Source organism: Streptomyces reniochalinae (assembly GCF_003323735.1).
In the GTDB taxonomy this organism is placed as follows: Bacteria; Actinomycetota; Actinomycetes; order Streptomycetales; family Streptomycetaceae; genus Streptomyces; species Streptomyces reniochalinae.
Genome location: NZ_QOIM01000042.1, coordinates 217,193 through 243,911, shown reverse-complemented (window position 1 = coordinate 243,911; position 26,719 = coordinate 217,193). Strand labels below are relative to the sequence as shown.

Annotated in this window: 19 protein-coding genes and 1 pseudogene; 6 read left to right on the top strand and 14 right to left on the bottom strand. The window is 73.1% G+C overall.

Annotated elements, in window-relative coordinates; translation table 11 throughout:
• Positions 1-4 precede the first annotated feature (4 nt).
• Positions 5-502: a ribose-5-phosphate isomerase gene (locus DQ392_RS26420; RefSeq protein WP_114018221.1), complete on the bottom strand. Its 498-nt coding sequence runs from the start codon at positions 500-502 to the stop codon at positions 5-7.
• 220 nt (positions 503-722) lie between these two features.
• On the opposite strand from DQ392_RS26420, the gene DQ392_RS26415 reads away from it, so the two are divergent.
• Positions 723-2,240: an amino acid permease gene (locus tag DQ392_RS26415; RefSeq protein WP_114018220.1), complete on the top strand. Its 1,518-nt coding sequence runs from the start codon at positions 723-725 to the stop codon at positions 2,238-2,240.
• A 108-nt stretch (positions 2,241-2,348) separates the two neighbouring features.
• Here the strand turns inward: DQ392_RS26415 and DQ392_RS26410 are convergent, their stop codons facing one another.
• Positions 2,349-2,957 carry a biotin transporter BioY gene (locus tag DQ392_RS26410; RefSeq protein ID WP_114018219.1) on the bottom strand — a complete coding sequence of 203 codons (609 nt, stop codon included), beginning with the start codon at positions 2,955-2,957 and terminating at the stop codon, positions 2,349-2,351.
• 343 nt (positions 2,958-3,300) lie between these two features.
• On the opposite strand from DQ392_RS26410, the gene DQ392_RS26405 reads away from it, so the two are divergent.
• Positions 3,301-4,752: an amino acid permease gene (locus DQ392_RS26405; protein WP_114018218.1), complete on the top strand. Its 1,452-nt coding sequence runs from the start codon at positions 3,301-3,303 to the stop codon at positions 4,750-4,752.
• A 175-nt stretch (positions 4,753-4,927) separates the two neighbouring features.
• A complete protein-coding gene (locus DQ392_RS26400; protein WP_114018217.1) occupies positions 4,928-5,569 on the top strand; it encodes a superoxide dismutase in 642 nt (213 codons plus the stop codon).
• A 132-nt stretch (positions 5,570-5,701) separates the two neighbouring features.
• On the opposite strand, the gene DQ392_RS26395 is transcribed toward DQ392_RS26400, so the two are convergent.
• The gene (locus DQ392_RS26395; protein WP_114018216.1) at positions 5,702-6,340 is read right to left on the bottom strand and encodes a DsbA family protein; all 639 of its coding nucleotides are present in this window, start codon (positions 6,338-6,340) and stop codon (positions 5,702-5,704) included.
• Between the two features lie 165 nt (positions 6,341-6,505).
• On the opposite strand from DQ392_RS26395, the gene pepN (DQ392_RS26390) reads away from it, so the two are divergent.
• The gene (gene pepN, locus DQ392_RS26390) at positions 6,506-9,118 is read left to right on the top strand and encodes an aminopeptidase N (protein WP_114018215.1); all 2,613 of its coding nucleotides are present in this window, start codon (positions 6,506-6,508) and stop codon (positions 9,116-9,118) included.
• A gap of 77 nt (positions 9,119-9,195) precedes the next feature.
• Here pepN (DQ392_RS26390) and DQ392_RS26385 read toward each other — a convergent pair whose 3' ends face one another.
• A complete protein-coding gene (locus DQ392_RS26385; protein WP_114018214.1) occupies positions 9,196-10,284 on the bottom strand; it encodes a LysR family transcriptional regulator in 1,089 nt (362 codons plus the stop codon).
• A gap of 284 nt (positions 10,285-10,568) precedes the next feature.
• On the opposite strand from DQ392_RS26385, the gene snpA reads away from it, so the two are divergent.
• Positions 10,569-11,261: a snapalysin gene (snpA, locus tag DQ392_RS26380; RefSeq protein ID WP_114018213.1), complete on the top strand. Its 693-nt coding sequence runs from the start codon at positions 10,569-10,571 to the stop codon at positions 11,259-11,261.
• 263 nt (positions 11,262-11,524) lie between these two features.
• Here the strand turns inward: snpA and pepN (DQ392_RS26375) are convergent, their stop codons facing one another.
• The 8 genes and pseudogenes from pepN (DQ392_RS26375) to DQ392_RS26340 form a co-directional block, all read right to left on the bottom strand.
• Complete coding sequence (gene pepN, locus DQ392_RS26375; protein ID WP_245982082.1) at positions 11,525-14,119, bottom strand: aminopeptidase N; 2,595 nt, start codon at positions 14,117-14,119, stop codon at positions 11,525-11,527.
• Entirely contained in the window at positions 14,004-14,873 is an 870-nt protein-coding gene (locus tag DQ392_RS35455; RefSeq protein ID WP_245982010.1) for a LysR substrate-binding domain-containing protein, read from the bottom strand. Before DQ392_RS35455 ends, pepN (DQ392_RS26375) begins: the two co-directional genes overlap by 116 nt.
• Before the next feature lie 121 nt (positions 14,874-14,994).
• On the bottom strand, positions 14,995-15,900 hold the full coding sequence (locus tag DQ392_RS26365) for a hypothetical protein (protein ID WP_114018211.1): 906 nt from the start codon (positions 15,898-15,900) through the stop codon (positions 14,995-14,997).
• 120 nt (positions 15,901-16,020) lie between these two features.
• Positions 16,021-16,257 (bottom strand): hypothetical protein, encoded by a 237-nt coding sequence (locus DQ392_RS26360; protein WP_114018210.1) that lies wholly within the window; start codon positions 16,255-16,257, stop codon positions 16,021-16,023.
• A 46-nt stretch (positions 16,258-16,303) separates the two neighbouring features.
• Positions 16,304-18,001 carry an alpha-L-fucosidase gene (locus DQ392_RS26355; protein ID WP_181856592.1) on the bottom strand — a complete coding sequence of 566 codons (1,698 nt, stop codon included), beginning with the start codon at positions 17,999-18,001 and terminating at the stop codon, positions 16,304-16,306.
• A 181-nt stretch (positions 18,002-18,182) separates the two neighbouring features.
• Positions 18,183-19,910, bottom strand: a pseudogene (locus DQ392_RS26350) (4-alpha-glucanotransferase); the annotation flags it as partial.
• Positions 19,910-20,191, bottom strand: coding sequence for a hypothetical protein (locus DQ392_RS26345; RefSeq protein ID WP_114018208.1), 282 nt, complete (start codon positions 20,189-20,191; stop codon positions 19,910-19,912). The pseudogene DQ392_RS26350 and the gene DQ392_RS26345, both read right to left, overlap by 1 nt.
• Before the next feature lie 650 nt (positions 20,192-20,841).
• Positions 20,842-21,381 carry an HNH endonuclease gene (locus tag DQ392_RS26340; protein WP_114018207.1) on the bottom strand — a complete coding sequence of 180 codons (540 nt, stop codon included), beginning with the start codon at positions 21,379-21,381 and terminating at the stop codon, positions 20,842-20,844.
• A 276-nt stretch (positions 21,382-21,657) separates the two neighbouring features.
• Here DQ392_RS26340 and DQ392_RS26335 point away from each other — a divergent pair, with 276 nt between their 5' ends.
• Positions 21,658-22,644 carry a mechanosensitive ion channel family protein gene (locus DQ392_RS26335; RefSeq protein ID WP_114018206.1) on the top strand — a complete coding sequence of 329 codons (987 nt, stop codon included), beginning with the start codon at positions 21,658-21,660 and terminating at the stop codon, positions 22,642-22,644.
• Positions 22,645-22,747: 103 nt separating this feature from the next.
• On the opposite strand, the gene DQ392_RS36020 is transcribed toward DQ392_RS26335, so the two are convergent.
• Together DQ392_RS36020 and DQ392_RS26325 are read right to left on the bottom strand one after the other, a co-directional pair.
• Complete coding sequence (locus tag DQ392_RS36020) at positions 22,748-23,470, bottom strand: FHA domain-containing protein (RefSeq protein WP_342774976.1); 723 nt, start codon at positions 23,468-23,470, stop codon at positions 22,748-22,750.
• Between the two features lie 1,734 nt (positions 23,471-25,204).
• A complete protein-coding gene (locus tag DQ392_RS26325; protein ID WP_114018205.1) occupies positions 25,205-26,554 on the bottom strand; it encodes a vWA domain-containing protein in 1,350 nt (449 codons plus the stop codon).
• Positions 26,555-26,719: the final 165 nt, after the last annotated feature.

The window sequence follows — 26,719 nt, the reverse complement described above, 5'->3', positions numbered from 1 at the left end:
GGGATCAGGGCTGCGAGGATGCCTGCGGGTGGTGGGCGGGGACGGGCGGCAGCTCACCGGTGCGCTCGTAGTCGGCGAGCATGCCGATGCGGCGCCGGTGGCGCTCGCCCTGCGAGAAGGACGTGTTCAGGAACGTCTCGACGAAGGAGACGGCCTCCTCGGTGGTGTGCATCCGGGCGCCGACGCTGACGAGGTTGGCGTCGTTGTGCTCGCGGGCCAGCGCGGCCGTCTCGGCGGACCAGGCCAGGGCGCAGCGCGCGCCGGGGACCTTGTTGGCGGCGATCTGCTCGCCGTTGCCCGAGCCGCCGATGACGACGCCGAGGGATCCGCTGTCGGCGACCGTGCGTTCGGCGGCACGGAGGCAGAACGGAGGGTAGTCGTCTTCGGCGTCGAAGAGGTGGGGGCCGCAGTCGACGGGCTCGTGGCCCGCGGAGGCCAGCCACTCGACGAGGTGGTTCTTCAGTTCGTAACCGGCATGGTCGGAGCCGAGGTACACGCGCATACCGAGAGTGTGTCATCCCCGCGGGGCGTGGCCCCGCGCAGGGCCGAGGAGGCGGCACGGTATGTCACGCCGGTGACCGTGCGCGGTGGCCGCGTCCCGGTACGTCGCCGTCCGCTGTCGCGCGGACAACAATCCGGATTCGGCTCTTCCGTTGTGGGCAGCACGACCTCTTACATGTGAACGCTCGTTAAAGACGACCTCACGAGGAGCCGGCTGCCCGATGAGTTCTCAGCAGACCCCGCCTACGCCGGGGGAGCCGCCGCGGAAGCCGCCGCCCCGGTCCGCCGGGACCGCAGCGGCCCCGGCGGCCGCACAGGACGGCGACGGCCTCCAGGCAGGCCTCAAGAACCGCCATCTGTCCATGATCGCCATTGGCGGCGTCATCGGCGCCGGTCTTTTCGTCGGCTCCAAGGCCGGCATCGCCGACGCCGGACCCGGCATCCTGCTCTCCTACGCACTGGCCGGGCTGCTGGTCGTCCTGGTGATGCGGATGCTCGGTGAGATGGCCGCCGCCGACCCGGCCTCCGGGTCGTTCTCCACCTACGCCGACCGGGCGCTGGGCCGCTGGGCCGGGTTCACCATCGGCTGGCTGTACTGGTTCTTCTGGGCCGTCGTGCTCGCCGTGGAGGCGACGGCCGCCGCCGACATCCTGGAGGGCTGGATACCCGCCGTCGACCAGTGGGTGTGGGCCCTGCTGGTGATGCTGGTGCTGACGGGCACCAACCTGATCTCCGTCGGCTCCTACGGGGAGTTCGAGTTCTGGTTCGCCGGCATCAAGGTCGTGGCGATCGTCGCGTTCATCGTCGTCGGCATGGTCGCCTTCGTGGGCCTGCCGCCCGCCGACAGCGCGGCCGGGCTCTCCCACCTGACGGGCGAGGGCGGGTTTTTGCCCAACGGTCCTGGCGCCATCCTCTCCGGGATGCTGCTGGTGGTCTTCTCCTTCATGGGCAGCGAGATCGTCACGCTGGCCGCCGCCGAGTCGCCCAACCCGGTCGCCGCCGTGCGCAAGGCCGTCAACAGTGTGATCTGGCGGATCGGCCTGTTCTACATCGGCTCCATGTTCGTGATCGTGGCGCTGCTGCCGTGGGACTCGAAGGCCATCGCCGCCGACGGCCCGTACGTGGCCGTACTCGACACGCTGGACATCCCCTACGCGGGCACCGTCATGGACGTCGTCGTGCTGACCGCCGTCCTCTCCTGCCTCAACTCCGGCCTCTACACGGCCTCCCGGATGGCGTTCTCGCTGGGCGAGCGCGGCGACGCCCCGGCCTCCTTCGGCCGTACCAACAAGCGGGGGGTGCCCACCGCAGCGATCCTGGCGTCGGTGGCCTTCGGTTTCGTCGCGGTCTTCTTCAACTACATCGCCAAGGACACCGTCTTCGAGTTCCTGCTCAACTCCTCGGGCGCCGTCGCGCTGTTCGTGTGGCTGGTCATCTGCGCCTCGCAGCTGCGGATGCGGCGCCGCATCGAACGGGAGGCGCCCGAGCGGCTGACGGTGCGGATGTGGCTGTACCCGTACCTGACGTGGGCGACCATCGGCCTGATCGTCTTCGTGATCGGCTACATGTTCACCGACGGCGACGGGCGCACCCAGATGATCCTCTCGCTGGCCGTCGCGGCGGGCGTGCTGATCACCTCGCTGGTCAAGGACCGCCTCGGGCGCGGGAAGGCGACCGCGGGGCAGCCGCTGGGCGGGGCGGCCGAGGTGCCCTCGCGCTCCCCCGCCGACGCGGGCTGAGCAACCCGCTCCCTGGACGCACGAGGGCCCGGCGCCTGTACGGCGCCGGGCCCTGGGTGTGCGCGTCGTACGACGCCGTGCGCGTCGTGCTTCGCCGTGCGAGCCTGCTCAGCCCTTGCGGCCCGCGAGCTTCCAGGCGGCGGGCAGTGCGCCCATCGCCAGCGCCGCCTTGAGGGCGTCACCGATGAGGAAGGGCACCAGGCCCGCGGCGACCGCCTCGCCGAGCGACATGCCGGTCGACAGCGCCAGGTAGGGGACGCCGACGGCGTAGATCAGCGCCATGCCGACCGCCATCGTGCCCGCCGTACGCAGCGCGCCCCGGTCGCCGCCGCGGCGGGCCAGCGTGCCCACGGCGACGGAGGCCAGGAGCATGCCCATGACGTACCCCAGCGTGGGCAGCCCCGCGCCGGAGGATGCCTCGGCGAACCACGGCATGCCGGCGACGCCCGCCACCGCGTACAGCGCCAGCGCGAGGAAGCCGCGCCCGGCGCCCAGCCCGGCGCCGACCAGCAGCGCGGCGAAGGTCTGTCCGGTCACCGGCACGGGCGAGCCGGGGATCGGCAGTGCTATCTGCGCGGCGATCCCCGTCAGCGCGGCGCCGCCGACGACCAGCGCGGCGTCCCTCACGCGGGCGCGGGCGGCGCTGGAGGCGGGCAGCAGATCCGCGAGCACGGCTCCGGGGCGCGGGGTGGCTGCGGCGGAAGTGAGGGCACTCATCTGGCATCTCCGTCTCGTCGGTCTCGTGCCCCAAGACGCTAGCCGAAACCGTCCGATGGCTGTGCGTGAGCGGACCGTGAGCTTGGCGACAGTGCCCAGGACGTGAGCGGACCGTGAGCTTGGCGACAGTGTCCGGGCGCGCGGGGACGGGGCGCACTTCACGACGGCCGGGCCCGGGTGGGCGGTTCACCCCGTATTCACCCGTAACGCGGTCTGTCCGTATCGCGGGATGGGCTGCACGATTATTGATGTGCCGGGGCTGCCTCCCGAACACTGTGGGGGCACCACGCACCACGCACCGCTCTGTCCCCGTTCACCCCCTCACACCCAGGAACGGCCCCCTATGACGCGCACCGAGACGTCCGACGCGCCGCACCCGCCCGGCGAGCCCGCCAAGCCCTCGGGACCGGACGGCGGCACGTCCGACGGGCGCTCCCTCTCCCACGGTCTCAAGCAGCGCCACCTGTCGATGATCGCCCTCGGCGGCGTCATCGGCGCGGGCCTGTTCGTCGGCTCCGGCGCGGGCATCGCCGCCGCGGGCCCCTCGATCGTCCTCGCCTACGCCGCCTCAGGGGCGCTGGTGATGCTGGTGATGCGGATGCTCGGCGAGATGTCGGCGGCCCGCCCGGCCTCCGGTTCCTTCTCCGTCCACGCCGAGCGGGCCCTGGGGCCCTGGGCGGGGTTCGCGTCGGGCTGGATCTACTGGACGCTGCTGTGCGTCGCCATCGCGACCGAGGCCACCGCGGCCGCCAAGATCATGACGGGCTGGCTGCCGGGGACAGGGCAGTGGATGTGGGTCGCGCTTTTCATGGTCCTGTTCTGCGCCAGCAACCTGGCCGCGGTCCGCAACTTCGGTGAGTACGAGTTCTGGTTCGCCACCTTGAAGGTGCTCGCGATCAGCGCGTTCCTGGTGCTGGGCGTCCTGGCCATAGCCGGACTGCTGCCCGGCACCCACGCGCCCGGCAGCAGCCACCTGACCGGCGACGGCGGCTTCTTCCCCACCGGCACCGACGGGCTGATCGTCGGGCTGCTCGCCTCCGTCTTCGCGTTCGGCGGTCTGGAGACGGTGACGATCGCGGCGGCCGAGTCGGAGAAGCCGGTCTCCGGCGTCGCCAAGGCGGTGCGCACCGCGGTGTGGCGGATCGCGCTGTTCTACGTGGGCTCCATGCTGGTGATCGTCACTTTGATGCCGTGGAGCGACGAGACGGTCAAGTCGGGCCCCTACGCCGCCGTGCTGGACTACGTCGGCATCCCCGCCGCCGCGCAGGTGATGAACGTGGTGGTGCTCATCGCGCTGCTCTCGGCCATGAACGCCAACATCTACGGCGCCTCGCGCATGTCGTACTCGCTGGTGGAGCGGGGCGAGGGCCCGGCCTTCCTGAACCGGCTGAGCCCGCAGGGCGTGCCGCGCTACGCGGTGATCGCCTCGTCCTTCTTCGGTTTCGTCGCGGTCCTGCTGAACATCTTCTGGGAGAAGACGGTCTTCACCTGGCTGCTGAACATGGTCGGCGCGGCCACGCTGGTCGTGTGGGGCTTCATCGCCGTCTCGCAGCTGGTCACCCGCTACCGGCTGGAGCGTGAGGCGCCCGAGAAGCTGGTGGTACGGATGTGGCTCTTCCCGGGCCTGACGATCGTGGCCGTGCTGGCGATCCTCGCCGTCCTGCTGCTGATGCTGCGCGAGGGCGACACCCGTACCCAGCTCGCCTTCACGGCGGGCCTGACGGTGGTACTGGCCGCCGTCGGCTACCTGCGGCAGCGCGCGCGTCCGGGTCCCGCGGTGGCCGAGGACGCCTGACGGCGCCCCGGCCGCGAGCCCGGGACGGTCCGAAGGAGAGGACCACAGGGCTCCGGCCCGACAGGCCAGGAGCGGAGCGCCCCTCACCCCGAGGGGCGCTCCGCTCTTTCGCGCGCTCTTGCTGCTAACTTCTTGTTGCAAGTAATGTGCATTAGCGAGCGAAGGGCGAGAGGGCATGTCGACATACACCTTGCCGGAGCTGCCGTACGACTACTCCGCGCTGGAGCCGGTCATCAGCGGCGAGATCATCGAGCTGCACCACGACAAGCACCACGCCGGGTACGTGAAGGGGGCCAACGACACCCTCGAACAGCTCGCCGAGGCCCGCGACAAGGACGCGTGGGGGTCGATCAACGGCCTGGAGAAGAACCTCGCCTTCCACCTGTCGGGGCACATCCTGCACACCATCTACTGGCAGAACATGACCGGTGACGGCGGCGGCGAGCCCCTGGAGAAGGACGGCACCGGCGAGCTGGCGGACGCCATCGCGGAATCCTTCGGCAGCTTCGCCAAGTTCAAGGCGCAGCTGTCCAAGGCCGCGGCCACCACACAGGGCTCAGGGTGGGGCGTGCTGGCCTACGAGCCGGTCACAGGGCGGCTCATCGTCGAGCAGGTCTACGACCACCAGGGCAACGTCGGGCAGGGCTCGGTGCCGATTCTGGTCTTCGACGCCTGGGAGCACGCCTTCTACCTGCAATACCGCAACCAGAAGGTCGACTTCGTCGAGGCCATGTGGCGCGTCGTCAACTGGCGCGACGTCTCGGCCCGCTACACGGCCGCCAAGGAGCGCGCCAACAACCTCCTGCTGGCGCCGTAACCCGGCGGCGCGCGGCAGCCCGGCTTCCGTCCTCGTGATCGTCTTCTCACCTTTCGCGGCGGGCGGGAGATGGAAAGAGAGCGGCCCCCTGTGCGGACGTGACGCACAGGGGGCCGCTCGCCGCCCGTCGGCTCAGTCGAAGATCGGCTCCACGTCCCTGGTGCGCTTGATCTCGAAGAAGCCGGGGGTCGAGGCCACCATCAGGGTGCCGTCCCACAGCCTGGCCGCGGCCTCGCCCTTGGGTGCCGGGGTGACCACGGGCCCGAAGAAGGCGGTCTGCTTGCCCGCCGCGTCCGGAACGGCGATGACCGGCGTGCCGACCTCCTGACCGACCAGGGAGATGCCCTCCTCGTGTGAGGCGCGCAGGGCGGCGTCGTAGGTGTCGGTGTCGGCGGCGTCCGCCAGCGCGGCGGGCAGCCCCACCTCCTCCAGCGCCTCGATCAGCACCTCGCGGTCCAGCTCACGTCCGCCCGGGTGCACGCGGGTGCCGATCGCGGTGTAGAGCGGGCCGAGCACCTCGCTGCCGTGCTCCTGCTCGGCGGCGACGCAGACGCGGACCGGGCCCCAGCCACGGGCCATCAGCTCGCGGTAGCGCTCGGGCAGGTCGTCGACCCGCTTCTCGTTGAGGACCGACAGGCTCATCACGTGCCAGCGGACCGAAACCGGCCGCACCTTCTCCACCTCCAGCATCCAGCGAGAGGTCATCCACGCCCAGGGGCACAGGGGGTCGAACCAGAAATCGGCGGGGGTCGCCTCGGGCGTCTCGGACATACGCTCTCCTTGGCAGTGGGGCGGATCGTCTCGGACGCCGACAACGTCGGCGGCACCGACCGCATTCCCGGGTACGGGTGCTCAGCGGCACGTGGGATGCTGAGCGGGTTGTTCACCATACGAGACGTGGACGGACCAGACCCTGAAGCGAGAGGGAGCGTGGCAGTGCCCGGAGAGAACCTGACCCGCACCGAGGCCCGGCAGCGCGCCGCGCTGCTGAGCGTGAGCGGGTACGACGTGGCGCTCGACCTGCGCTCGGCCGTCGAAGCACCACCGGCCGAGGGGCCGCGCACCTTCAGGTCGACGACGACCATCCGCTTCACGTGCGCGGAGGAGGGCGCCACCACCTTCGCCGACCTGGTGGCACCGCACGTCCACTCGGTCACCCTCAACGGCGCCTCCCTGCCCGTCGACGAGGTCTTCGACGGCACCCGCGTCACGCTGCCGGGGCTGCGCGCCGACGGTGAGAACGTGGTCACCATCGACGCGCGGTGCGCCTACAGCCGCACCGGCGAGGGCCTCCACCACTTCCTCGACCCGCAGGACGGCGAGGTCTACCTCTACACCCAGTACGAGCCGGCCGACGCGCGCCGCGTCTTCGCGAACTTCGAACAGCCGGACCTCAAGGCGCCCTTCGACTTCACCGTCACCGCGCCGGCCGGCTGGACGGTGCTGAGCAACGGCGCCCAGGAGGGCGAGCCCCGCCCGGTCGACGACGGCGGCGCCCTGTGGCGTTTCGCCCGCACCCGGCCGATCTCCACCTACATCACCGCCGTCGTCGCCGGCCCCTACCACTACGTCGCCGACACCTACCGGCGCACCCTGGCGGACGGCAGCGAGCTGGAGGTCCCGCTCGGCGCGCTGTGCCGCAAGGGGCTGGCCCCCCACTTCGACGCCGAGGACATCTTCACCGTCACCAAGCAGGGTCTGGACTTCTTCCACGACCACTTCGGCTACCCGTACCCGTTCGGGAAGTACGACCAGGCGTTCGTGCCCGAGTACAACATCGGCGCCATGGAGAACCCCGGATGCGTGACCTTCCGCGAGGAGTTCGTCTTCCGCGGCAACGTCACCGAGGCCTCCTACGAGGGCCGCGCCAACGTCATCCTGCACGAGATGGCGCACATGTGGTTCGGCGACCTGGTCACCATGGAGTGGTGGGACGACCTGTGGCTCAAGGAGTCCTTCGCCGACTTCATGGGCGCCTTCTCGCTCGTGGAGGCCACCCGGTTCACCGGCGGCTGGATCACCTTCGCCAACCGCCGCAAGTCCTGGGCCTACCGTGCCGACCAGCTCCCCTCCACCCACCCCGTCACCGCCGACATCCGGGACCTGGAGGACGCCAAGCTCAACTTCGACGGCATCACCTACGCCAAGGGCGCCTCCGTCCTCAAGCAGCTGGTCGCCTACGTCGGCCAGGACGCCTTCCTGGAGGGCGCCCGCCGCTACTTCCAGCGCCACCAGTGGGGCAACACCCGCCTGGAGCACCTGCTGGCCGTCCTGGAGGAGACCTCGGGGCGTGACATGGGCGAGTGGTCCAAGGCGTGGCTCCAGACCGCCGGGGTCAACACCCTCACCCCGCAGCTCACCTACGACGCGGCCGGCCGCGTCACCGAACTCGCCGTCCTCCAGGAGGCTCCCGACTCGCACCCGGTGCTGCGCCCGCACCGCGTCGCCGTGGGCCTCTACCGCCGTGACCCGGCGGCCGGCGTACTGGAGCGGTACGCGCGCGCCGAGGTGGACGTCACAGGAGCGCGCACCACCGTCTCGGAGCTGTCCGGCGCCGACCGGCCCGACCTGGTCCTCGTCAACGACGCCGACCTCACCTACTGCAAGGTCCGCTTCGACGACGCCTCCCTCGCCACCCTCCGCGGCCACCTCGGCGAACTCACCGACCCCCTCGCCCGCGCCCTGTGCTGGTCGGCGCTGTGGAACCTCACCCGTGACGGCCTGATGCCCGCCAGGGACTTCCTGGCGCTGGTGCTCAGGTTCGCCGGCGACGAGAGGGAGATCGGCGTCGTGCAGATGCTGCACGGCCAGGCCAAACTCGCCCTCGACCGGTACACCGCGCCCGCCTGGCGGGCCGAGGGCGGACGGCTGCTGTCCGAGGGCGCCGTCACCCGGCTGCGCAACGCGGAGCCCGGCAGCGGCCACCAGCTGGCCTGGGCCCGGTTCCTGGCCGCCGTCGCCTCCGGGGAGGCGGAGCTGCGCCTGCTGCAAGGCCTGCTGGCCGGCACGGCGCGCGTCGACGGGCTCGAGGTGGACCAGGAACTGCGCTGGACGTTTTTGGGGGCACTCGCGGCCGAAGGGATCGCCGACGAGGCCGCGATCGGCGCGGAGCTGGCCAGGGACGACACCGCGTCGGGCAAGCGGCACCAGGTGCGGTGCCTGGCGGCCCGGCCGACCGCCGCGGTCAAGGCCCAGGCGTGGGCCGTGGTCGTGGAGTCCGACACGCTCTCCAACGCGCTCGTCGAGGCGACCATCGCCGGATTCGACCAGAGCGGGCAGGCGGAGCTGACCGCGCCCTACGCCGCACGGTACTTCGAGGTGCTGGAGTCGGTGTGGGCCTCGCGCTCCATCGAGATCGCGATGGCCGTCGTGCGGGGGCTGTTCCCCGCGGCGCAGGGCGACCAGGCGACGCTGGACGCGGCGGACGCCTGGCTCGCCGCCCACGCCGACGCGGCCCCGGCCCTGAGGCGGCTCGTCGCGGAGTCCCGCGACGACTTGGCCCGAGCCTTGCGGGCCCAGCACGTGGACGCCTGCGCTGGGGGTGCCTGAGGAAGGCCCGGGCCCGCCCTTCCAGCGTTTCTGTGGGGGGCTGCCCCCCGCCCCCCCCGGGATCGCTTCGCTCGTCCTCAATCGCCGGACAGGCTGAAATCAGCCTGTCCGGCGATGGAAGACCGGGGGTCTGGGTGGGAGTCCCCCCGGACGGAGTCTGGGGGCGGAGCCCCCAGGAAACGGTGAAAGGGCGGGGCCGGGGCGTCGTTCCGGCCGGTCAGCCAGCGGGCGTAGGCGGGGCTCGACCAGGCGACCGCCTCGTAGGAGGCCCGCAGGTCGGCGAAGACGGCCTCACCCTCCTCACCGAGTCCCGTCCCGCAGCGGAAGCCCACCACCAGCCGCACCCCGAGCGGATCGCCCTCCAGGGGGACGATGGACATGCCGGGCCGCGGCTGGGCGGTGGGCTGGCAGGGGGTGACGACCTCGCCCGCCGCCACCAGGTCGCCGGCGGACAGGTAGTCGCCGTAGACGATGCGCGGGTCGACGCCCGCGTCCGTGAACACCCGCCGCAGTCCGTCCCAGTCCCCGTCGACGGACGGGTCGACCATCCACTTCTGGTCGGCCAGTTCGCCGAGCGCGACGGCCCGACCCGCGCGGGCGGCCGCGTGGGTCTCGGGAACGGCCACGAACTGGGGCTCGCGGCGCACCAGGACGCGGAGTTCGACGCCGTCGGGCACCCGCAGCGGCGAGCCCTCGACCTCGTGCACGAAGGCGGCGTCGAGCTGGTTCCCCGCGACCATGCACAGCAGGGTGTTGGCGGAGACGTCGGTCTGGATGGTGATGTCGCGCTCGGGCAGCCTGCCGTTCAGGCGCCGCAGCCAGCCGGGGACGGCCCTGCTGCCGGTGCTGCCGAGCCGCAGCCGCGCGCCCGTGCCGCCGGGGCCGAGTCCCGCGGCGTCCTTGGCCTCGCGGACCAGTTCGGTCATCTGCGCGACGATCGGCCGGGCGCGGGTGAGGACGGTGCGGCCGAGCGGGGTGGGCTTGCTGCCGGTGCGCTGCCTGGTGAAGAGCTGGCCGCCGACGGCCTGCTCGATGCGCCGCAGCTGGGTCGTCAACGAAGGCTGTGTCATGCCGAGTTGGCGGGCCGCCTTGTGCACGCTGCCGGTGTCGGCTATCGCGCACAGTGCACGAAGATGCCTCACTTCGAGCTCCACGCCTGGGAGCATAGCGGCGGTGCCAGTGGTCCTACCAGACGGCGACGGGGCCGCGAAGCGGCGGCGACGGCGCGGTGAACGGCGCCGCCTGGCCGACCGGTTCCCTCCCGGAGGACGGGACGCACGGGCGATAGCCCGGTCCTATCGCCACCTGGCATCATTCCGGAACGCCGTCCGCTCGAACAGACTCTCCCGCAGCGAGAATCCGTCCCAAGGAATCCGTCCCAAGGGACCGGCGGCGCCCCCACGCCACTTCGCAGCGGCGCCGGTCCCTCGGAACTCGAGGAGATCCCCCCATGAGACTTCGCACTTCTGTTCTGTCCGCAGCGATCGGCCTCGGCACGACCGTCGCCCTCGGACTCGGCGCCGTCCCCGCCACCGCCTCCGACGCCGGTACGGCCGACTCCCACGCCCCCGCCGCCGCCACCTCGCACACCGAAGCGGGCAGCGTCCAGGGCTACACCGGGGAGAGCGACCGCCAGAACCAGGAGTTCTTCAAGTTCATCGTCAAGGAAGCGCTCAAGAAGCAGGGTGAGAAGCCCGGCTTCCAGCAGGTCACCGTCAAGTACGACGCCAGCGGGGCGCCCAGCTTCCGCAGCCAGATAGCCAACAGCGCCGCCGTGTGGAACTCCGCCGTCCAGAACGTGCAGCTCGCCGAGGGCAGCGGCGCCAGCTTCGACTACCGCGAGGGCGACGACCCGCGCGGCTCCTACGCCTCCACCGACGGGCACGGCAGCGGCTACATCTTCCTCGACTACGCGCAAAACCAGCAGTACGACTCCAACCGGGTCGTGGCGCACGAGACCGGTCACGTGCTGGGTCTGCCGGACCACTACGAGGGCCCCTGCGACGAGCTGATGTCCGGCGGCGGCCCCGGCCCGTCCTGCACCAACGACCAGCCCAACGCGACCGAGCGCGCCCAGGTCGAACAGCTGTGGGCCAACGGTGTCGCCGAGGTGATGTTCGAGAAGGCGGCCATGCTCAGGTGACTTCTTCGGGCGTCTGACCTCCCCCCGCACTCCCCGCACCTGACGGCACCTGTCGCCATCCCGGCGTTCCGGCCCGTTCGCGGCGCCGGGACGGCGGCCGGGCGCCGGCTGCTCCACCGGGGCTCCGCCCAACGGCTCACAGGGCCGCTCTCCTGCCACCCCCCACCGGCCCTCTCCCCCCCACGGGCCGGGCGGAGCCCCGTCTCCCCGCACGTCGGCCCCCGGCTTCCAGCCGGGGGCCGACGTCTGCGGTACGCGGCCGGTCAGCGAGCGGCGCCCGCCGCCTCGTCGGCCGCCTGGGCGCGCAGCGCCCGCTCGACACCGGCCCGGGACTCGGTCACCAGGCGGCGCAGCGCGGCACTGGGCCCGGCCGAGGCGAGCCAGGCGTCGGTGGCCTCCAGCGTCCCCTGCTCGACGTGCAGCGCCGGGTAGAGGCCGACCACGATCTGGCTGGCCATCTCGTGGCTGCGCCCCTCCCAGGCGCCCTTGACGGCGGCGAAGTACCGCTCGGTGTAAGGCGCGAGCAGGGCGCGCTGGTCGGTCTGCACGAACCCGGAGATGACGGCCTCCTGCACCGCGTTGGGCAGGGTGTCGCTCTCGACGACGGCGCGCCACGCCTCGGCCTTCGCCTCCGGCGTGGGCCGCGCGGCGCGGGCGGCCGCCGCGTGCCGCTCGCCCGCCGAGGTCGCGTCCCGGGTCAGTTCGGCGCCGATCTGCGCCTCGTCGGCCCGCCCGGTGGCGGCGAGCCGCTGGAGGAAGGCCCAGCGCAGCTCCGTGTCGACGGTCAGCCCCTCGATGTACTCGCCGCCCTCCAGCAGCGCGGCCAGCAGGTCGAGCTGGGCGTCGGTCCTGGCCACGGCGGCGAAGGCACGGGCCCAGGCCAGCTGGTGGTCGCTGCCGGGGCGTGCGGCGCGCAGCTGCTCCAGGGTGGCCTCGGCCCAGCGGGTGAGCCCCGCGTCGCGCCAGTCGGGCGCCGCGTACAGGTCGAGGGCGAGCTTGACCTGGCGTTGCAGGGACTGGACGAGGCCGATGTCGGACTCCTTGCCGACGCCGGTCAGGACGAGTTCGAGGTAGTCGCGGGTGGGCAGTTCGCCGTCCCGTGTCATGTCCCAGGCCGAGGCCCAGCACAGGGCGCGCGGCAGGGGGTCGGCGAAGTCGCCCAGGTGGCGGGTGACGGCTGCCAGCGAGTCGGCGTCGAGACGGACCTTGGCGTAGGTGTAGTCCCCGTCGTTGAGCAGCAGCACGTCGGGGCGCTTGCGGGCCCTCGGCAGCGGCACCTGGGTCAGCTCGCCGTCGACGTCGAGTTCGACGCTGTCGGTGCGCACCAGCTTGCCGTCGCGCAGATCGTAGAAGCCGACGCCGAGGCGGTGCGGGCGCAGGGTCGGGGATCCGGTGGCGCCCGCGGGCAGGGCCGGCGCCTCCTGGCGGATGGCCAGTGCGGTCAGGGTACCGTCGGCGTCCGTCGTCGGCTCGGGGCGCAGGACGTTGATGCCCGCGGTCTCCAGCCACGCCTTCGACCAGGTCTTCAGGTCGCGCCCCGAGGTCTCCTCCAGGGCGCCGAGCAGGTCGGCGAGGCGGGTGTTGCCCCACTCGTGGCGCTTGAAGTAGGCGCGTACGCCCTGGAAGAACTCGTCCATGCCGACGTAGGCGACCAGCTGCTTGAGGACGGAGGCGCCCTTGGCGTAGGTGATGCCGTCGAAGTTGACCAGGACGTCGTCCAGGTCGCGGATCGGCGCCATGATCGGGTGGGTGGAGGGCAGCTGGTCCTGGCGGTAGGCCCAGGTCTTCATCTGGTTGGCGAAGCTCGTCCAGGCGTGCGGCCAGCGGCTGCCGGGGGCGTGCGCCTGGCAGGCGATGGAGGTGTAGGTGGCGAACGACTCGTTCAGCCACAGGTCGTTCCACCACTCCATGGTGACCAGGTCGCCGAACCACATGTGGGCCAGCTCGTGCAGGAGGGTCTCGGCGCGGCCCTCGTAGGCGGCGTCGGTCACCTTGGAGCGGAAGACGTACTGGTCGCGGATGGTGACCGCGCCCGCGTTCTCCATGGCGCCCGCGTTGAACTCGGGCACGAACAGCTGGTCGTACTTCTCGAACGGGTACGGGTAGTCGAACTTGTCCTGGAACCAGTCGAAGCCCTGCCGGGTGACCTCGAAGAGCGCGTCGGCGTCCAGGTACTCGGCCAGCGAGGGGCGGCAGTAGATGCCCAGCGGAACGCTGCGGCCCTCGCCTTCCCAGGTGCTGTGCACCGCGTGGTACGGTCCGGCGATCAGCGCCGTGATGTAGGTGGAGATCCGCGGTGTGGGCGCGAACCGCCACAGCGTCCCCTGAGGCCGCGGCGTCGGGGAGTTGGAGATCACCGTCCAGCCCTCGGGGGCGCGGACGGTGAACTGGAAGGTGGCCTTGAGGTCGGGCTGCTCGAAATTGGCGAAGACGCGGCGCGCGTCGGGGACCTCGAACTGGGTGTAGAGGTAGGGCTGGCCGTCCACCGGGTCCACGAAACGGTGCAGGCCCTCACCGGTGTTGGTGTAGGCACAGTCCGCGACGACGCGCAGCTCCTGCCGGCCCGCGGCCAGCCCCCGCAGGGCGATGCGGGAGTCGGCGAAGACGTCCGCCGGGTCGAGGGCGGTGCCGTTGAGGGTGACCTCGCGGACGGCGGGCGCGATCAGGTCGGCGAAGGTGTCGCCCGCTTCCCTGGCGGTGAACCGGATCGTGGTGACCGAACGGAAGGTCCCTTCGCCGTCGTCAGGACCGCCCGGTGCCGCGGCACCCCCGCCCTGAGCGCCGCTGAGGTCCAGCTCGATCTCGTAGGAGTCGACGGTGAGCAGCCGAGCCCGCTCCTGGGCCTCTTCGCGCGTCAGATTCGTGCCAGGCACTTGGTGATCTCCCCACTCTCGCGAAACTCTCGCGGCTTACGGCGCAGTCGTGCTGGGGGCCATCCTTCCACGCGGGCGCCGCGGGACGCGGCGGGCCGCCGGGGGCTTTGGAGCGGGTGTTCGGGACGCCCGGTGGTCTCAGTGCGCCCCCGCGTCCTGCTCGTCGGACGTGAGGGCCGCCAGGCACGCCCGTACGGAGGGGGCTGTCGCCGCCCGTGCGCCAGGCGGCCCGCACCTCGCGGGTCAGCGGCGGGTCCACGGGCACGAAGGCGACGCCGGGCGGGCAGGGCGTCTGCCCCATCGCGGGGATGAGCGCCGCGGTCAGTCCCCGGGCCACGAAGGCGAGCTGTGTGGCGTACTCGGCGACGGCGTAGCGGATCCTGGGCTCCATACCGCGCTCCCGCAGCGCCTGTACCAGCGCCTCGTAGGGCTCGGTGCCCGTGGGGCAGCTCGCCCAGACGGCGCCGGCCAGCTGAGTGAGGTCCAGTCCGGGGCGGTCGGCGAGCGGGTGTCCTGCCGGGAGCGCGACCCGCACCTCCTCCACGGTCAGTGTCCTGACCCGGACGCCGCCGGGCAGCGGCATGGGGCGGCTGTGCCAGCTCTCGATCAGGAGCAGGTCGAGTGCGTCGCCGAGCAGCAGGGGCAGCAGGTCCACGTCCTCACCGTCGACGACGGTCACCCGCAGCCGGGGGTGGGCGGCGGTGAGCGTGGCGAGCACGTCGGGCAGCAGGGTGCGCACCGTGCTGCCGACACCAGCCGGGGCGATGCGCCGACGTCACCCGGCACGCCCCCGCGGCGCGCCCCGGTGGAGGCCGAGCACCGCGGCTGAGCCCTGAGGGAGGCGTCCCGCGGCCGTCGCGTCAGCGTGGCAGTACGTTCAGGTAGGCGGCAGGCTCCCGTTCGCACGAGGTCATCAGCGCCGTACGGACCACCGTCGCCTGCTGGGCGGGGGCGTCGCGCAGCTTGGCCTCGGTCACGTGCACGACGGTGACGCCGAGCTGTTCCAGCGTCTCGCGCTTGCGCGCGTACGCGTCCCAGGCCGCCTCCGCACCGGCCCGGGGCGTACGCGCGTCGATCTCCAGCGCGACACCGTGGTCGGGCCAGTACGCGTCCACGGCGCCGACGGGCGGGCCGCCGGGGACGCGGAGCTCGACGTTCCAGCAGGGGTCGGGCAGCCCGTGGGTGAAGACCATGTCGTACAGGCAGCCCTCCGTCAGCGCGCGCCCCTCGGCCAGCAGGCTGTCCACGGCGTCGGCGACGTGCGGCAGCCCCAGCAGCCGGGCGCGGGTCAGCTCGCGGACGACGGGCTGGGGCTCGCAGTGACCGCCGCGCACCGCCTCGACCAGCAGCCGCCGCACGTCCTCCGCGTCGGTGAGCTGGGCCACGGCGTCGGCCAGCGCGCGGGGCGCGGGCGCCACGGGCAGCCCGGTGATCTCCTCGGGCTCGGGCAGGATGCGGGTGCGCACCAGGTGCGCGGAGGTGTAGGCGCAGACCGCGGGGGACGGGGCGCGGGGCCCCGGGCGGGCGCTGTCGTCCAGTTCGGGGACGAGCACGTCGATCCGCTCCAGGTCCAGCAGGGAGGGCGCGGCGGAGAAGCAGTGCAGCGCGAGCGCGGCCAGACCCGTGATCATCGCGCGGTGCGGGGCTCTGGAGACGGCGCCGGGCGGGGCGGCGGCGTCGGTGCCTGCGTACCGGAGCGCGGCGTGCAGCCGCTGCTCACTGGTGGGCAGTCCTGTGCGGGGCGGGAGTGGTACCTCGTGCGTCATGTCGGGGCCACTTCCCCGCCGCCCGGCGGCTGCCACCGCTTGTGACGAAGCTGTCGCGGAACGCGGACAACTCTGCGCTAAAGCACGGCCGTTCGAGCGCCGATAACGGCCGTCGCGGCGTCAGTGGCTCTTCTTGCGCTTGTCGCCCAGCGTGACCAGCCCGGCGATCACCAGGAAGAGCACGACCGGGATGCCGACGTAGAGCCCCAGCGTCTCGGCGACGCTCAGACCCGGGCCCGGGTCGTCGCCGTCGTCGCGGGTGAACGCGAACGCGGGGGACGACAGGAGCATCATCAGCGTCGCACCGGCGGTGACCGTTCCGGCGCGCAGGGCGTTCTTGTTGACCTTGTTGCTCACCCCGCCAAGATATCGGACGGGTGCACGCCCCGCGCGCCGGGGTGGGCTATCGGTCGACGGTGGCCCTCTGGTGCGCCGACTGCGCCGCCAGGTGCAGCGTGAGGGGCCTCAGGTGCGGCTTCCCGCGCGAGCGTTCGACCTTCACCCGCACCTGCCGTGCCGTCACCGGCTGTGGCAGCGCCAGGATGCGGCGGTGGCCGATCGTCGTACCCGAGGCGATCTCACGCCACGCGCCACCCGACCTGGCCTCGACGGCGAAGCGCTCCACCCGCTGCCCCTCGCGGACGTCCTCCCCCACGGCCACCCGGTCGAACGTAGGGGGCCCAGGGCCGCGCTCGGTCAGGTCGGTGCCGTAGATGTCGCGCACCGCCTTCCCGAACGCCGTCAGCTCCCGTACATCCGCCGCGTCGATCCTGCCGTTCTTCGCGGGCGGGACGTTGAGCAGCAGCGAGGCGTTGCGCCCGACGCTCTTCTCGTACAGCTCCAGCAGCTGCGCCGCGCTCTTGGGGTGCTCGTCGGCGTGGTGGTACCAGCCCGGCCTGATCGACACGTCCGCCTCGGCCGGATACCACTGGAGATACTTCACCGACGGGTCGAGGAGCTTCTCGCGGGAGCCGATGTCGGGGTCGGTGGAGTCGTTGGGCAGCCCTCCGGCGTACGCCGTCCACGGGTCGACCGTCGACGGCGTCACGCTCCACTCGCTCTCCCGTGCGACACCGTTCTCGTTGCCCACCCAGCGCACGCCCTGCGGGCCGCCGAAGACGGGCGTGTCGGGCGCCAGCTCGTGCACGGCGCGGAACAGCTCGCTCCAGCCGTACTCCTGGGTGATGCCCGCGTCCTTCCAGGGGTTCGCGCCGTCCAGCCACAGCTCGTCCAGCGGCCCGTACTCGGTGACGATCTCGTAGACCTGGTCGAGGTAGTAGGCGTCGTAGTCGTTGACCTTCGCCGTGAAGCGGGGCAGCTTCCCCGAGGCCACCTTCTCCGCGCGGTCGTCGCCCGGCACGAGGGTGGGGAACGTGCGCTCGGCCGGCTCGCTGCCGTTGCCGTATCTGCCCTTCCCCCGCGGAGGACCGCCGTCGGCGAGCGCCGTGCGCTCCACCGTGGTCAGCTGCTCGCCCGCGTCCTGCTTCGCCTGGAGGCCGGCCAGCCACTTCTCGTGCCAGCCGTGCGGCAGTTCGGCGCCGTCGGCGGGAGAGAGGTAGACCCCGACCTTCAGGCCGGCCTTGCGGGCCGCCTTCACGTACTGCCCGACGATGTCACGCCCGTAGGGGGTGTTCTCCACCGAGTGTTCGGTGTAGCGGCTGGGCCACAGCGCGAACCCGTCGTGGTGCTTCGCGGTCAGCATCACCTGCTCGGCGCCGGCCGCCTTGTAGGCACGCATCCACTGGTCGAAGTCGATGTGCCCGGGGTCGAAGAGGGAACGGTCCTCCGCTCCCGAACCCCACTCGCGGTCGGTGAAGGTGTTCATGCCGAAGTGCGTGAACGCCGTCACCTCCCGCTGCTGCCAGGCGTACTGCCCCTTCGTGGGCACCGTCTTCGCGGCCTTCTCGATGACGCGGCGCGGGCTGTCGCAGGGTTCGATCCGCATCTGCGAGGCGGGGCGCACAGGCCGATGGCAGCCCGCACCCTCCGGCCCTCGTGCGGCCCCGGAAGCCGTCTGCGCGGGCGCCGACAGCACGGCGCCGGCCAGGGCCAGCGCCAGCGCGGACACCAGCAGCCGTACGCGGGAGCGGCGTCTCACCATGAGTCCTCCACCTTCCTCACCCGGAGAGATCCGATCTCTTGGGGGGTACGTGGGCATGGTGCCGCAGGCCGGGGACGGCGTGAAGAGATAGGTCCGATCTATTGGGGCGGGCGGGTTCTCAGTCGCGGAGCGCGCCCCACTCCGCGAGCAGCTCCCTGACCCGCGGCGAGGCCGCGCTCTCCTCCCAGGGCACGGGGCGGCCCTGGCCATCCAGCAGGGGAAGGGACCGGTCGGGACACCGCGGCCACGGCACCGAGGCGTCGCGCGCCCGCCCCTCCAGCACCGACGGCCCCTCCCCCGCCCCGGGCCCGGCGGTGCCAGGCCCCTCGCCGAGGACGGCAGCGCCCGCCCGGTGGGCCTCCAGAGCGAGAACGCCGCGCATCGCCTCGGCGTCGTAGCGGACGTAGGCACCCTGTGCGGGCGGACGGCCGTCGGGGATCCACCACAGCCTGGAGCGGCCCACGGCACCGCCAGGACGCAGGGCCCCGGCGTGCCGGAAGAGCCCGGCCAGGACCTCGCGGTAGGGCGCGTACCCCGCACGGGCCAGCGCGTCCGGCCGCCAGGGCGGCAGCCCCCAGTCCTGACCCCGGGCGCCGCACCCGTCAGGCGGCGCGCCGAGGCTGACGCCCTGGGCCAGACTGCCCTGGTGCGCCCAGGCGTCCGAGCCCCCGGGATGCGCGCCCGCCGCCGGATCGAGCACCAGACCGACGGCCATACCGGCCCGCCGCGCGGCGTGCTGGGCCGCAGCGAACTGGCAGTCGGTGAGCCACGCGGCCCAGACGTGGAAGTCGACCCGGTCTCGCCGCTCCTCGCGCACGCGAGCCGTGTGCGCGGACCGGGGGTCGTCGAGACCGGCGGGCCAGGAACGCCAGTCGGAGCCGTACACCTCCGCGAGAGCGCACCAGGTGGCGTGATCCACCAGCGCCTGCCCGCGTTCGGCCACGAAATCGTCGTACGCGGCCCGGCGCCCGGGGCCGAGCGGAACCTGGCGCACCAGCTCAAGCGCCTCCCGCTTGAGTTCCCATACCGCGCCCCGGTCGAGGGGCGCGTGACCGCCGAGCACGGCCTCGCGCAGGGCCGCTGCACGCCCCAGGAGCACCTCGGTCCGGCGCCGCTGTCCCTCCCCCAGATACGCGAACTCCGGGATCTCCTCGACGCGCAGGTGCACCGGATCCGGAAAGCGGCGGGAGGAGGGCAGAAGGGACGAGAGGTCGGCGTGGCCCGCCGGCTCACCGGCCTGCGGGACGGGCGCGGTCCCGCCGGGGACGGGCACGGCGCTGTGCGGCGGGTCCAGCTGGAGGAAGTCGGCACCGAGACAGCGCCCCGCCCAGCCGGCCAGCTCACCGAGGTCGGCCAGGTCGCCCATCCCCCAGGAGCGGGCCGAAAGCAGCGACCGCAACCGGACGCGGAGCCCGGGACCGCGCTCGCCCGAGGCCCGGGTCCGAGGAGCGGGGAGGGTTTCGGGCGCCACGATGAGCGTGCTGTGGGCCGCGCGTTCGTCGGGCGCGTGCCCGAAGAGGGTGTGCACCCCCACAGGCAGGCGGGTGCCGGGGCCCCAGTCCAGGGTCGTGCCGCTGTCGGTGACGACGCGCAGCACCGTCCCGTCGGGAAGCTGGGATAAGCACGAGGTGCGAGCCGGCGCGGACGCGGGACGCGCGCCGGAGCGCAGCACGACGGTGGGTGGCAGCAACTGCCGGCCGTCCCACTCGTGCCGCTCCAGCGCCGCACGGACAGCACGCGGCGTCGAGGCGTCGACACCCATCGCCGCCAGCACCTCCACGACCGTTCCCTCGGGCACCTGGACGTGCCGGCCGGGTTCGGGCTCGTAGGAGAGGGCGACGCCGTGGGCCTCGGCGAGCCGCGCGAGCCGGGTGGGGTTCCCCCCGGACCGTGCCTGGGGGAGGGGCATCAGATGTCCGCCGGCTCCGTGCCGTAACCGACCCCGGTGGGTTCACTGGTCAGCGGCGCCTCGGCGAGGGGCGGCTCACTGGTCAGCGGGATGGCGTCGGCGAGCGGGGGCTCGCTGGTGAGGGGGGCGTCGGCGCACCCGCACGTGCACGAGCCGTCGAGTCCGGAGTCGGGGTCGGACACACCGGACAGGTCTACCGGCTCGTGCCCTCGTTTGGAGAGTGTGCGCTGCTGCGGAAGCGGAGCGAGCGCGGACAGCAGGAGTTCAGCGGACGCGGCCACGACGGGCCTCCGTTCGTTGACGAATTGCGGACAGGACTCGCCCTACCCAGTCGACCGGAGTACAGACGTGCCCGCCCCGAGAACGTGTCCCAGCTCACGTCGGTTCCCGCGGCGAATCGCCGACGGGGCGGATCGGGAAGCGGAGAAACGAGGGACGAACCGGACATCCGGCGGCAGGTTTTGCGGGCCCCGGCACGGTGGTGCCCCGGAGCCATGGAATCCGGGGCACCGACGGTGTAGGCTCCGCGCCCGGTCGCGACCGTGCGGACGGCGCACCGTGCGGGCGGCGCGCGGGGCCCGCGCGCACGCGCGGGCACGCGCCCGCGAGCTGGGCACGCCCGCGGCTGCGCGGTGTTGAGCGCGGGCCGAAGGACGGAGCCGGGGGCAGATCGGCTGGAGCGGCGTGGGCGCCGTCCGCCGCACCCTCCGTGGCGGCGAACTCACCCGCGCCCGCGGCGCGTTCCCCGCCACCGCCTGATGACGCTGGACAACCACCCCGTCAACGCCTGCGCCTCCGGCTCCGCCGCGCGCGGGCGAACGCTCCGTCGACCTGCTGCCGGCCCAACTGGACCGCGACGCGCGACGCGGTGGTGGCCGCCCCTGGCCGCCCCCCCACCGCGCCCGCCACCCGACACAACAAAGCCCGGAACTCAGGCAGTGGCTTTGCCGTCGATCCGGGCGAGATCGTCGTCCGCGCCGTATGGCATGAGATACGGCAGCCAGCGCGGATCCCGGTGCCCCGTGCCGATGATCCGCCAGGCGAGTCCGGACGGCGGCGCGGGTTGATGACGCAACCTCCAGCCCAGCTCGGCGACATGGCGGTCGGCCTTCACATGGTTGCAGCGGCGGCAGGCCGCCACCACGTTCTCCCAGGCGTGCACCCCGCCCCTGCTGCGCGGAATGACGTGGTCGACGCTGGTTGCGACGCCACCGCAGTAAGCGCAACGGCCGCCGTCCCGGGCGAACAACGCGCGGCGCGTGAGAGGAACACTGCCGCGGAAGGGCACCCTCACGAAGCGCTTGAGACGGACGACACTGGGCGCGGGTATCACACGAGTCGCGCTGTGCATCAGGGCGCCGGAGTCCTCCAGGCTGACAGCCTTTTCGTTGAGGACGAGAACGAGCGCGCGGCGGAGCGGTACGACGCCGAGCGGCTCGTACGACGCGTTGAGGACCAGGACATGCGGCACGGTGCCTCCTCGTACGTCGGCGGCGCGTGGCTCGCGCCGTGACGATCTCCCCTCAGTGTGTCCCGTGCCCTGGTCACTCCGCCACCACGACCGGGCAACGAGCTCAGCGTGTTTTGGACCACACCTCACACCGGCGACGCGGGATCGAACGTCTCCCTCGAACGCCTGGCCCCATACTGCTCTGTGGCACCAAATGTGAAGCCCCTGCGCCGTTAGTGTGGTCGAGGCATCCGTTCGTGTGCCCTGTGGATGTGACTCGCACGGAAGGTCGATCCTGTGTACTGGCTGCTCAGCGCCTCTCCCCCACCCGATGGACCCCAGCCGCCGAGGTCCCTCGAAGACGCCCAGGACAGCGCGAGCGAGGCCGCTGGATGGATCCAGGACAACTGGACGGACTGGCTCGCCTCCGGCGTGCGCATCGTCTTCATCTGCGTCGTCGCCGTCGTCCTGCGCTACCTCATCCGCCGGGCCATCACCCAGCTCATAACCCGCATGAACCGCCGCGCCGAGATCGTCGACAGCGGCAACGCCCTGCGCGGACTGCTGGTCAGCGGAGAACGCCGACGGCAACGGTCGGCCGCCATCGGCTCCATCCTGCGCAGCGTCGCCTCCTTCATGATCCTGGGCACCGCGGCCCTGACCGTCCTGTCCGGGCTCGGCATCAACCCGGCGCCGCTCCTCGCCAGCGCGGGCGTCGCGGGGGTAGCACTCGGCTTCGGCGCCCGCAACCTGGTCATGGACGTCCTCGCCGGCATGTTCATGCTCCTGGAGGACCAGTACGGCGTCGGCGACCGCATCGACGCCGGCGAGGCCTCGGGCGTCGTCATGGAGATCGGCCTCCGCGTGACGCAGCTGCGCGGCGACGGCGGCGAGATCTGGTACATCCGCAACGGCGAGATCAAACGCATCGGCAACCTCAGCCAGGGGTGGGCCATGGCCACCCTCGACGTACGGGTACGCGCCGAGGAGGACCTGGAAGAAGTCCGCGCCACCGTCCTCGCCGCGGGCGAGGGGATGAGCAAGGAGAGCCCCTGGGACGAAGTCCTGTGGGAGCCCGTCGAGGTCCTCGGCCTGGACGAGGTGACACTCGACTCCATGGTGCTGCGCGTCTCCGTCAAAACCATGCCCGAGAAGAGCCTCGGCGTCGAGCGCGAGCTGCGGTGGCGCGTCAAGCAGGCGCTGGACGCGCGGGGCATCCGCATCGTCGACGAGCAGGCGCTCGCGCTCGAAGCGGCACGGGCGCCCGTGCCGCTGGAGAAGTAGCCCCCGGCGCCCGTCGGGCCCCGGCGCCTGGTGGAGCCCGGCTGCCCGGGGATGCGGGCGCCGACGGGTGGGCGCACCTGCCGGTGCGCCCACCCGGTGTGGACTACCGCCGCGTCAGCGTGATCGTCGTCCAGGCGCCCACGTGCACCCTGTCCCCCTCCTTGAGCGGAACAGGCACGTACGGCTGTATCGGATCCTCCGCACCGTTGAGCGTGGTGCCGTTGGTCGAGTCCTGGTCCACCACCGACCAGGAACCGTCCGGCTGCTGCACCAGCACCGCGTGCTGGTGCGACACCCCCGGATCCTCCGGCGCACGGCCCAGATCGATGTCCGGCGCCTCCCCCGTCGACGCGCGGCGCCGGCCGATCGTCACCTGCGGCCCCGTCAACGGCAACTGCTGCTCCGGGGAGTAGGCGGGCAGGTTCAGCGATGCGGCCTCCGGGCCACTGCGCTGCATCATCGCCGCGAAGTACGCACGGTCGGGGCCGATGAGCGCCGTCCACGCACCGCCGCCCTGCGGGGCCGGTGCCCCGCCCTGCGACGCGAACTCCGGTGCGCCAGGCCCCTGCGGGGCCGGTCCGCCGGGGGGCTGCCCCGGGTGCCCCGGGTGCCCCGGCTGACCCGGGTGGCCCTCCGGCACGCCCGCAGGTGCCTGCGGGGCGCCGACGCGCTGCTCGGCGGCTTCCGGCGGGGACAGCTCCCAGTCCCCACCGGTGGGCTGCCCGCCATAGGTCTCGTTCGCCGGGAACGGCCGCCCCTGGCCCGGCGCCCCTTCCCCGCCGCCGGGTGCCCCCGGAACCTGCGGGCCGGGGCCGCCCCGGCCCATGCCTTCCGCTCCGGGACGCCACCCGGGGCCGGCGTCGGGCGAGCCGCCGGGCTGCCCAGGGCCTTCCTGTCCCGAGCCACCGGCGCCGCCAGGCCAGCCGGGAGCCCCCGGCTCACGCTCGCCCGGAACACCGGGCCGCCCCGCGTCGGGGCCGTACGGACCGGCGCCCGGCCCAGCCGGGCCCGCGGGGCCGCCGGGCATGTGCTGTCCGGCGGGCATCTGCTGTCCGCCGGCGTCCGGCCCGTCCGGGCCCTGCCCGCCAGACCTTCCGGGCTCACCCGGCCCACCCGGGAAACCAGGCCCGCCCGGCGCGCCAGGCCCCTCGGACCCGGGGCCACCAGGGCCGGCCGGGGCGCCGGGAGCGCCAGGACCTTCGGAGCCAGGACCAGCCGGGGCACTGGGACCGCCCGGGAAACCAGGCCCGCCCGGGCCCTCGGGCCCGGGGCCACCCGGGCCGCCAGGCCCGGCAGGAGCGCCATGTCCGCCAGGACCACCCGGGCCGCCCGGGAATCCAGGACCACCCGGACCCTCGGACCCGGGCCCACCCGGACCGCCAGGGCCAGCCGGACCGCCATGTCCGCCAGGACCAGCCGGACCACCCGGGCCGCCCGGGAAAGCAGGACCGCCAGGCCCCTCGGGGCCAGGTCCGCTCGGTCCACCCGGCCCGCCGGGCCCGGCAGGAGCGCCATGTCCGCCAGGACCACCCGGGGCGCCCGGGAAGCCGGGACCACCCGGGCCCTCGGGGCCGGGAGCGCCCGGGCCGGGGAAGCCGGGGTGACCCGCGCCCTCGGGGCCGCCGGGGCCCGCCTGGCCGGGGAACGCGGGAGCGTCCCGGCCGCCGGAACCGGGCCCGTTCGGCCCGGGGAACGCCGGACCGCCAGGCCCCTCGGAGCCGGGCACCGGCGAGCCGTCAGGCCCTGCCGGATCACCCGGGCCGCCGGCGTCACCCGGGCCGCCCGGGAAGCCGGGTGCCCCGTGGCTCTCACGCCCGGGGCCGCCCGGGGCCGGGAAGCCGGGGGGCGCGCCCGGGGCGGGCGGTGTGTCGGGGCCCGTCGGGGCACCGGCCTCGCCGGGGGCGCCGGGGTAGCCGGGGGTCCGGAGGGGGTCGGGGCCGGGCTCGTCACCGGGGGCCGGGTAGCCGGGGCCCGCGTAGCCCGGGGTGCGCAAGGGGTCGGGGGCCTGCTCGCCCGGGCCCGGGGAGCCGGGGCCTGACGGGCGCGGGAAGCCGGGGGGCCCGTGGGCGTCGGGGCCCGGGGCCCCCGGCGCGGCGTTGGGCGCGGGCGGCGGCGCGAACGTGGTCGGCGTGTGGGTGAGGAAGTTGTAGCGGCACTCCTCACAGAAGGGCGCCTGCGACTCGCGCGGGGTCCCGCACTGGGGGCACAGCTCCGGCCTGCCGGGGGGAGCACCGGGGCCGGGGTAGCCGTAGCCGCCGGGCGGGGGCGCGTCGGGGCCCGGGTGGCCGTACCCCTGGCCGGGCGCGGGCGGGGGTCCGGGCGGGCCCGGATAGCCGTAGCCGCCGGAGGGGGCGGGTGGCGGAGGGGGCGGCGGTACGGCCCCAGCGGGCGACGCGGGCGCGTCGGTCATGCGGTGACCGCAGACCTCGCACCAGTCGTCGGCCGCCGACTGGTGGCCGTTCGGGCAAGTCGGCATGGTGAGTGCCTCCCCCTCCGTGCTCCTGCTCGGGTGCGTACCCGGCGCCTCGCCGGGTAGGGATGCGCGCCGCGGCCGGTGCGGCTAGCGCTTGACGCGGACCGTCTTGGTGGACCGCGTCTCCAGCGTCATCTCATCGGCCTCGGCGACCTTCGCTTTCAGTCGAACAGTACCCGTCGCGGCATCCACCACGTCGACCACCTTCGAAAGCAGTTTCGCAGTATCCGTGTTCCCCGAGGCGCTCGCCAACTGTACGGCTCGCCCCAGTTTGGCCGTTGCGCCCGCTTCGTCGCCGGCCTTGCGCAGATCGAGCCCCGTCTGGATGGCCTGGGCGAGTTCGGCCTGCCCCGTGTAGTGCGCGACCTGCGGGTTGAGGGAGGTGGTGGCCACCATGTCGTCCGTCCACACCGCCCGCACGAGGCCCTGGGAGAGGGTCTGGGGGGTGCCGCCCTCGGGCGCCGGCAGGACGAGGGAGACCCGGGCCGCGAGCATCTCCTGGCCGACCTCGGCGGCGGGCACCTCCACACAGACGTGGTAGTCGCGTGACTCGTCGCCCCATGACCCCGTCGGGTAGTCCCCGGCGCGTGGGCCCGCCTCCGTGCGGCGCTCGGTCAGGTTCTCGACGGTGGGCGCCACCTGCTTGACGTACTTGATCCGGGTGCCCAGCGGTGTCCACAGGCGGAGGGCCACGTCGGCGACCTCCTTGCCCATGGCGTTCTCCATCATCTGTGTGAAGTCCGCCGCGAGGCCGCCGGGGTCGGCCACGATGTCGGCGGTGCCCAGCAGCGCGGAGGCGATGCCGGTCACCTCCTTGACCTCCCAGTCGGTGCCGACTCCGCGGGCGTCGCAGGTGAAGCGGCCCGCGCAGGCGTCGAGCGCGGCCCTCAACTCGGCGGGCGACTCGTGCTCGTTGCGGCCGTCGGTGAGCAGGATGCCGTGCCGGATGGCGACATCGGCGGAGCCGAGCAGCCGGTCGGCGAGGGTGAGCCAGGTGCCGATGGCGGTTCCGCCGTTGGCGCTCAGGCCGCGCAGCGCGTCCTTGGCCTCCCAGCGGGTGGTTGAGCCCGCGACGGCGAGCGAGCCGTCGCCCGGGTAGATCTCGACGGCCTTGTGGGTTCCGGCGACGACGGCGAACCTGACGCCGTCGCGCAGGGTGTCGATGGCGGCGGCGGTGGCCTCGCGCGCGTTGCGCATCTTGGTCGGCGGGTAGTCCATCGAGCCGGAGCAGTCGACCATGATGACGACGGCGGCGTCCGCTCCCGCGCCGCCGTGCCCGGTGCCGGTCACCGTCAGGGGCAGGCCGCCGGTGGTGCCGCCGCCGGTGGAGGTGACGGTGACGATCGCGTTCACCTCGCGGGCGCCCTCGGGCAGGAACTCGTTCTGGTAGACGTCCACGGAGAAGCGCGGCGCGTTGGACTTGGCGAAGTTGGCCATGTTTTCCGCTCCTGTGTGTGCTGCGGCGACAGGTAGACGAAGGGGCGGGCGGAAGTGTGCCGGTGTGCGCGGCGCTTCCCCCCGGACGGCGTCCCGCGACCGTCCCTCTCCCCCGGTTGTGAGGGACCCGGTCGCGGTGGGCCGGGTCGCGGTGGGCCCATGTCG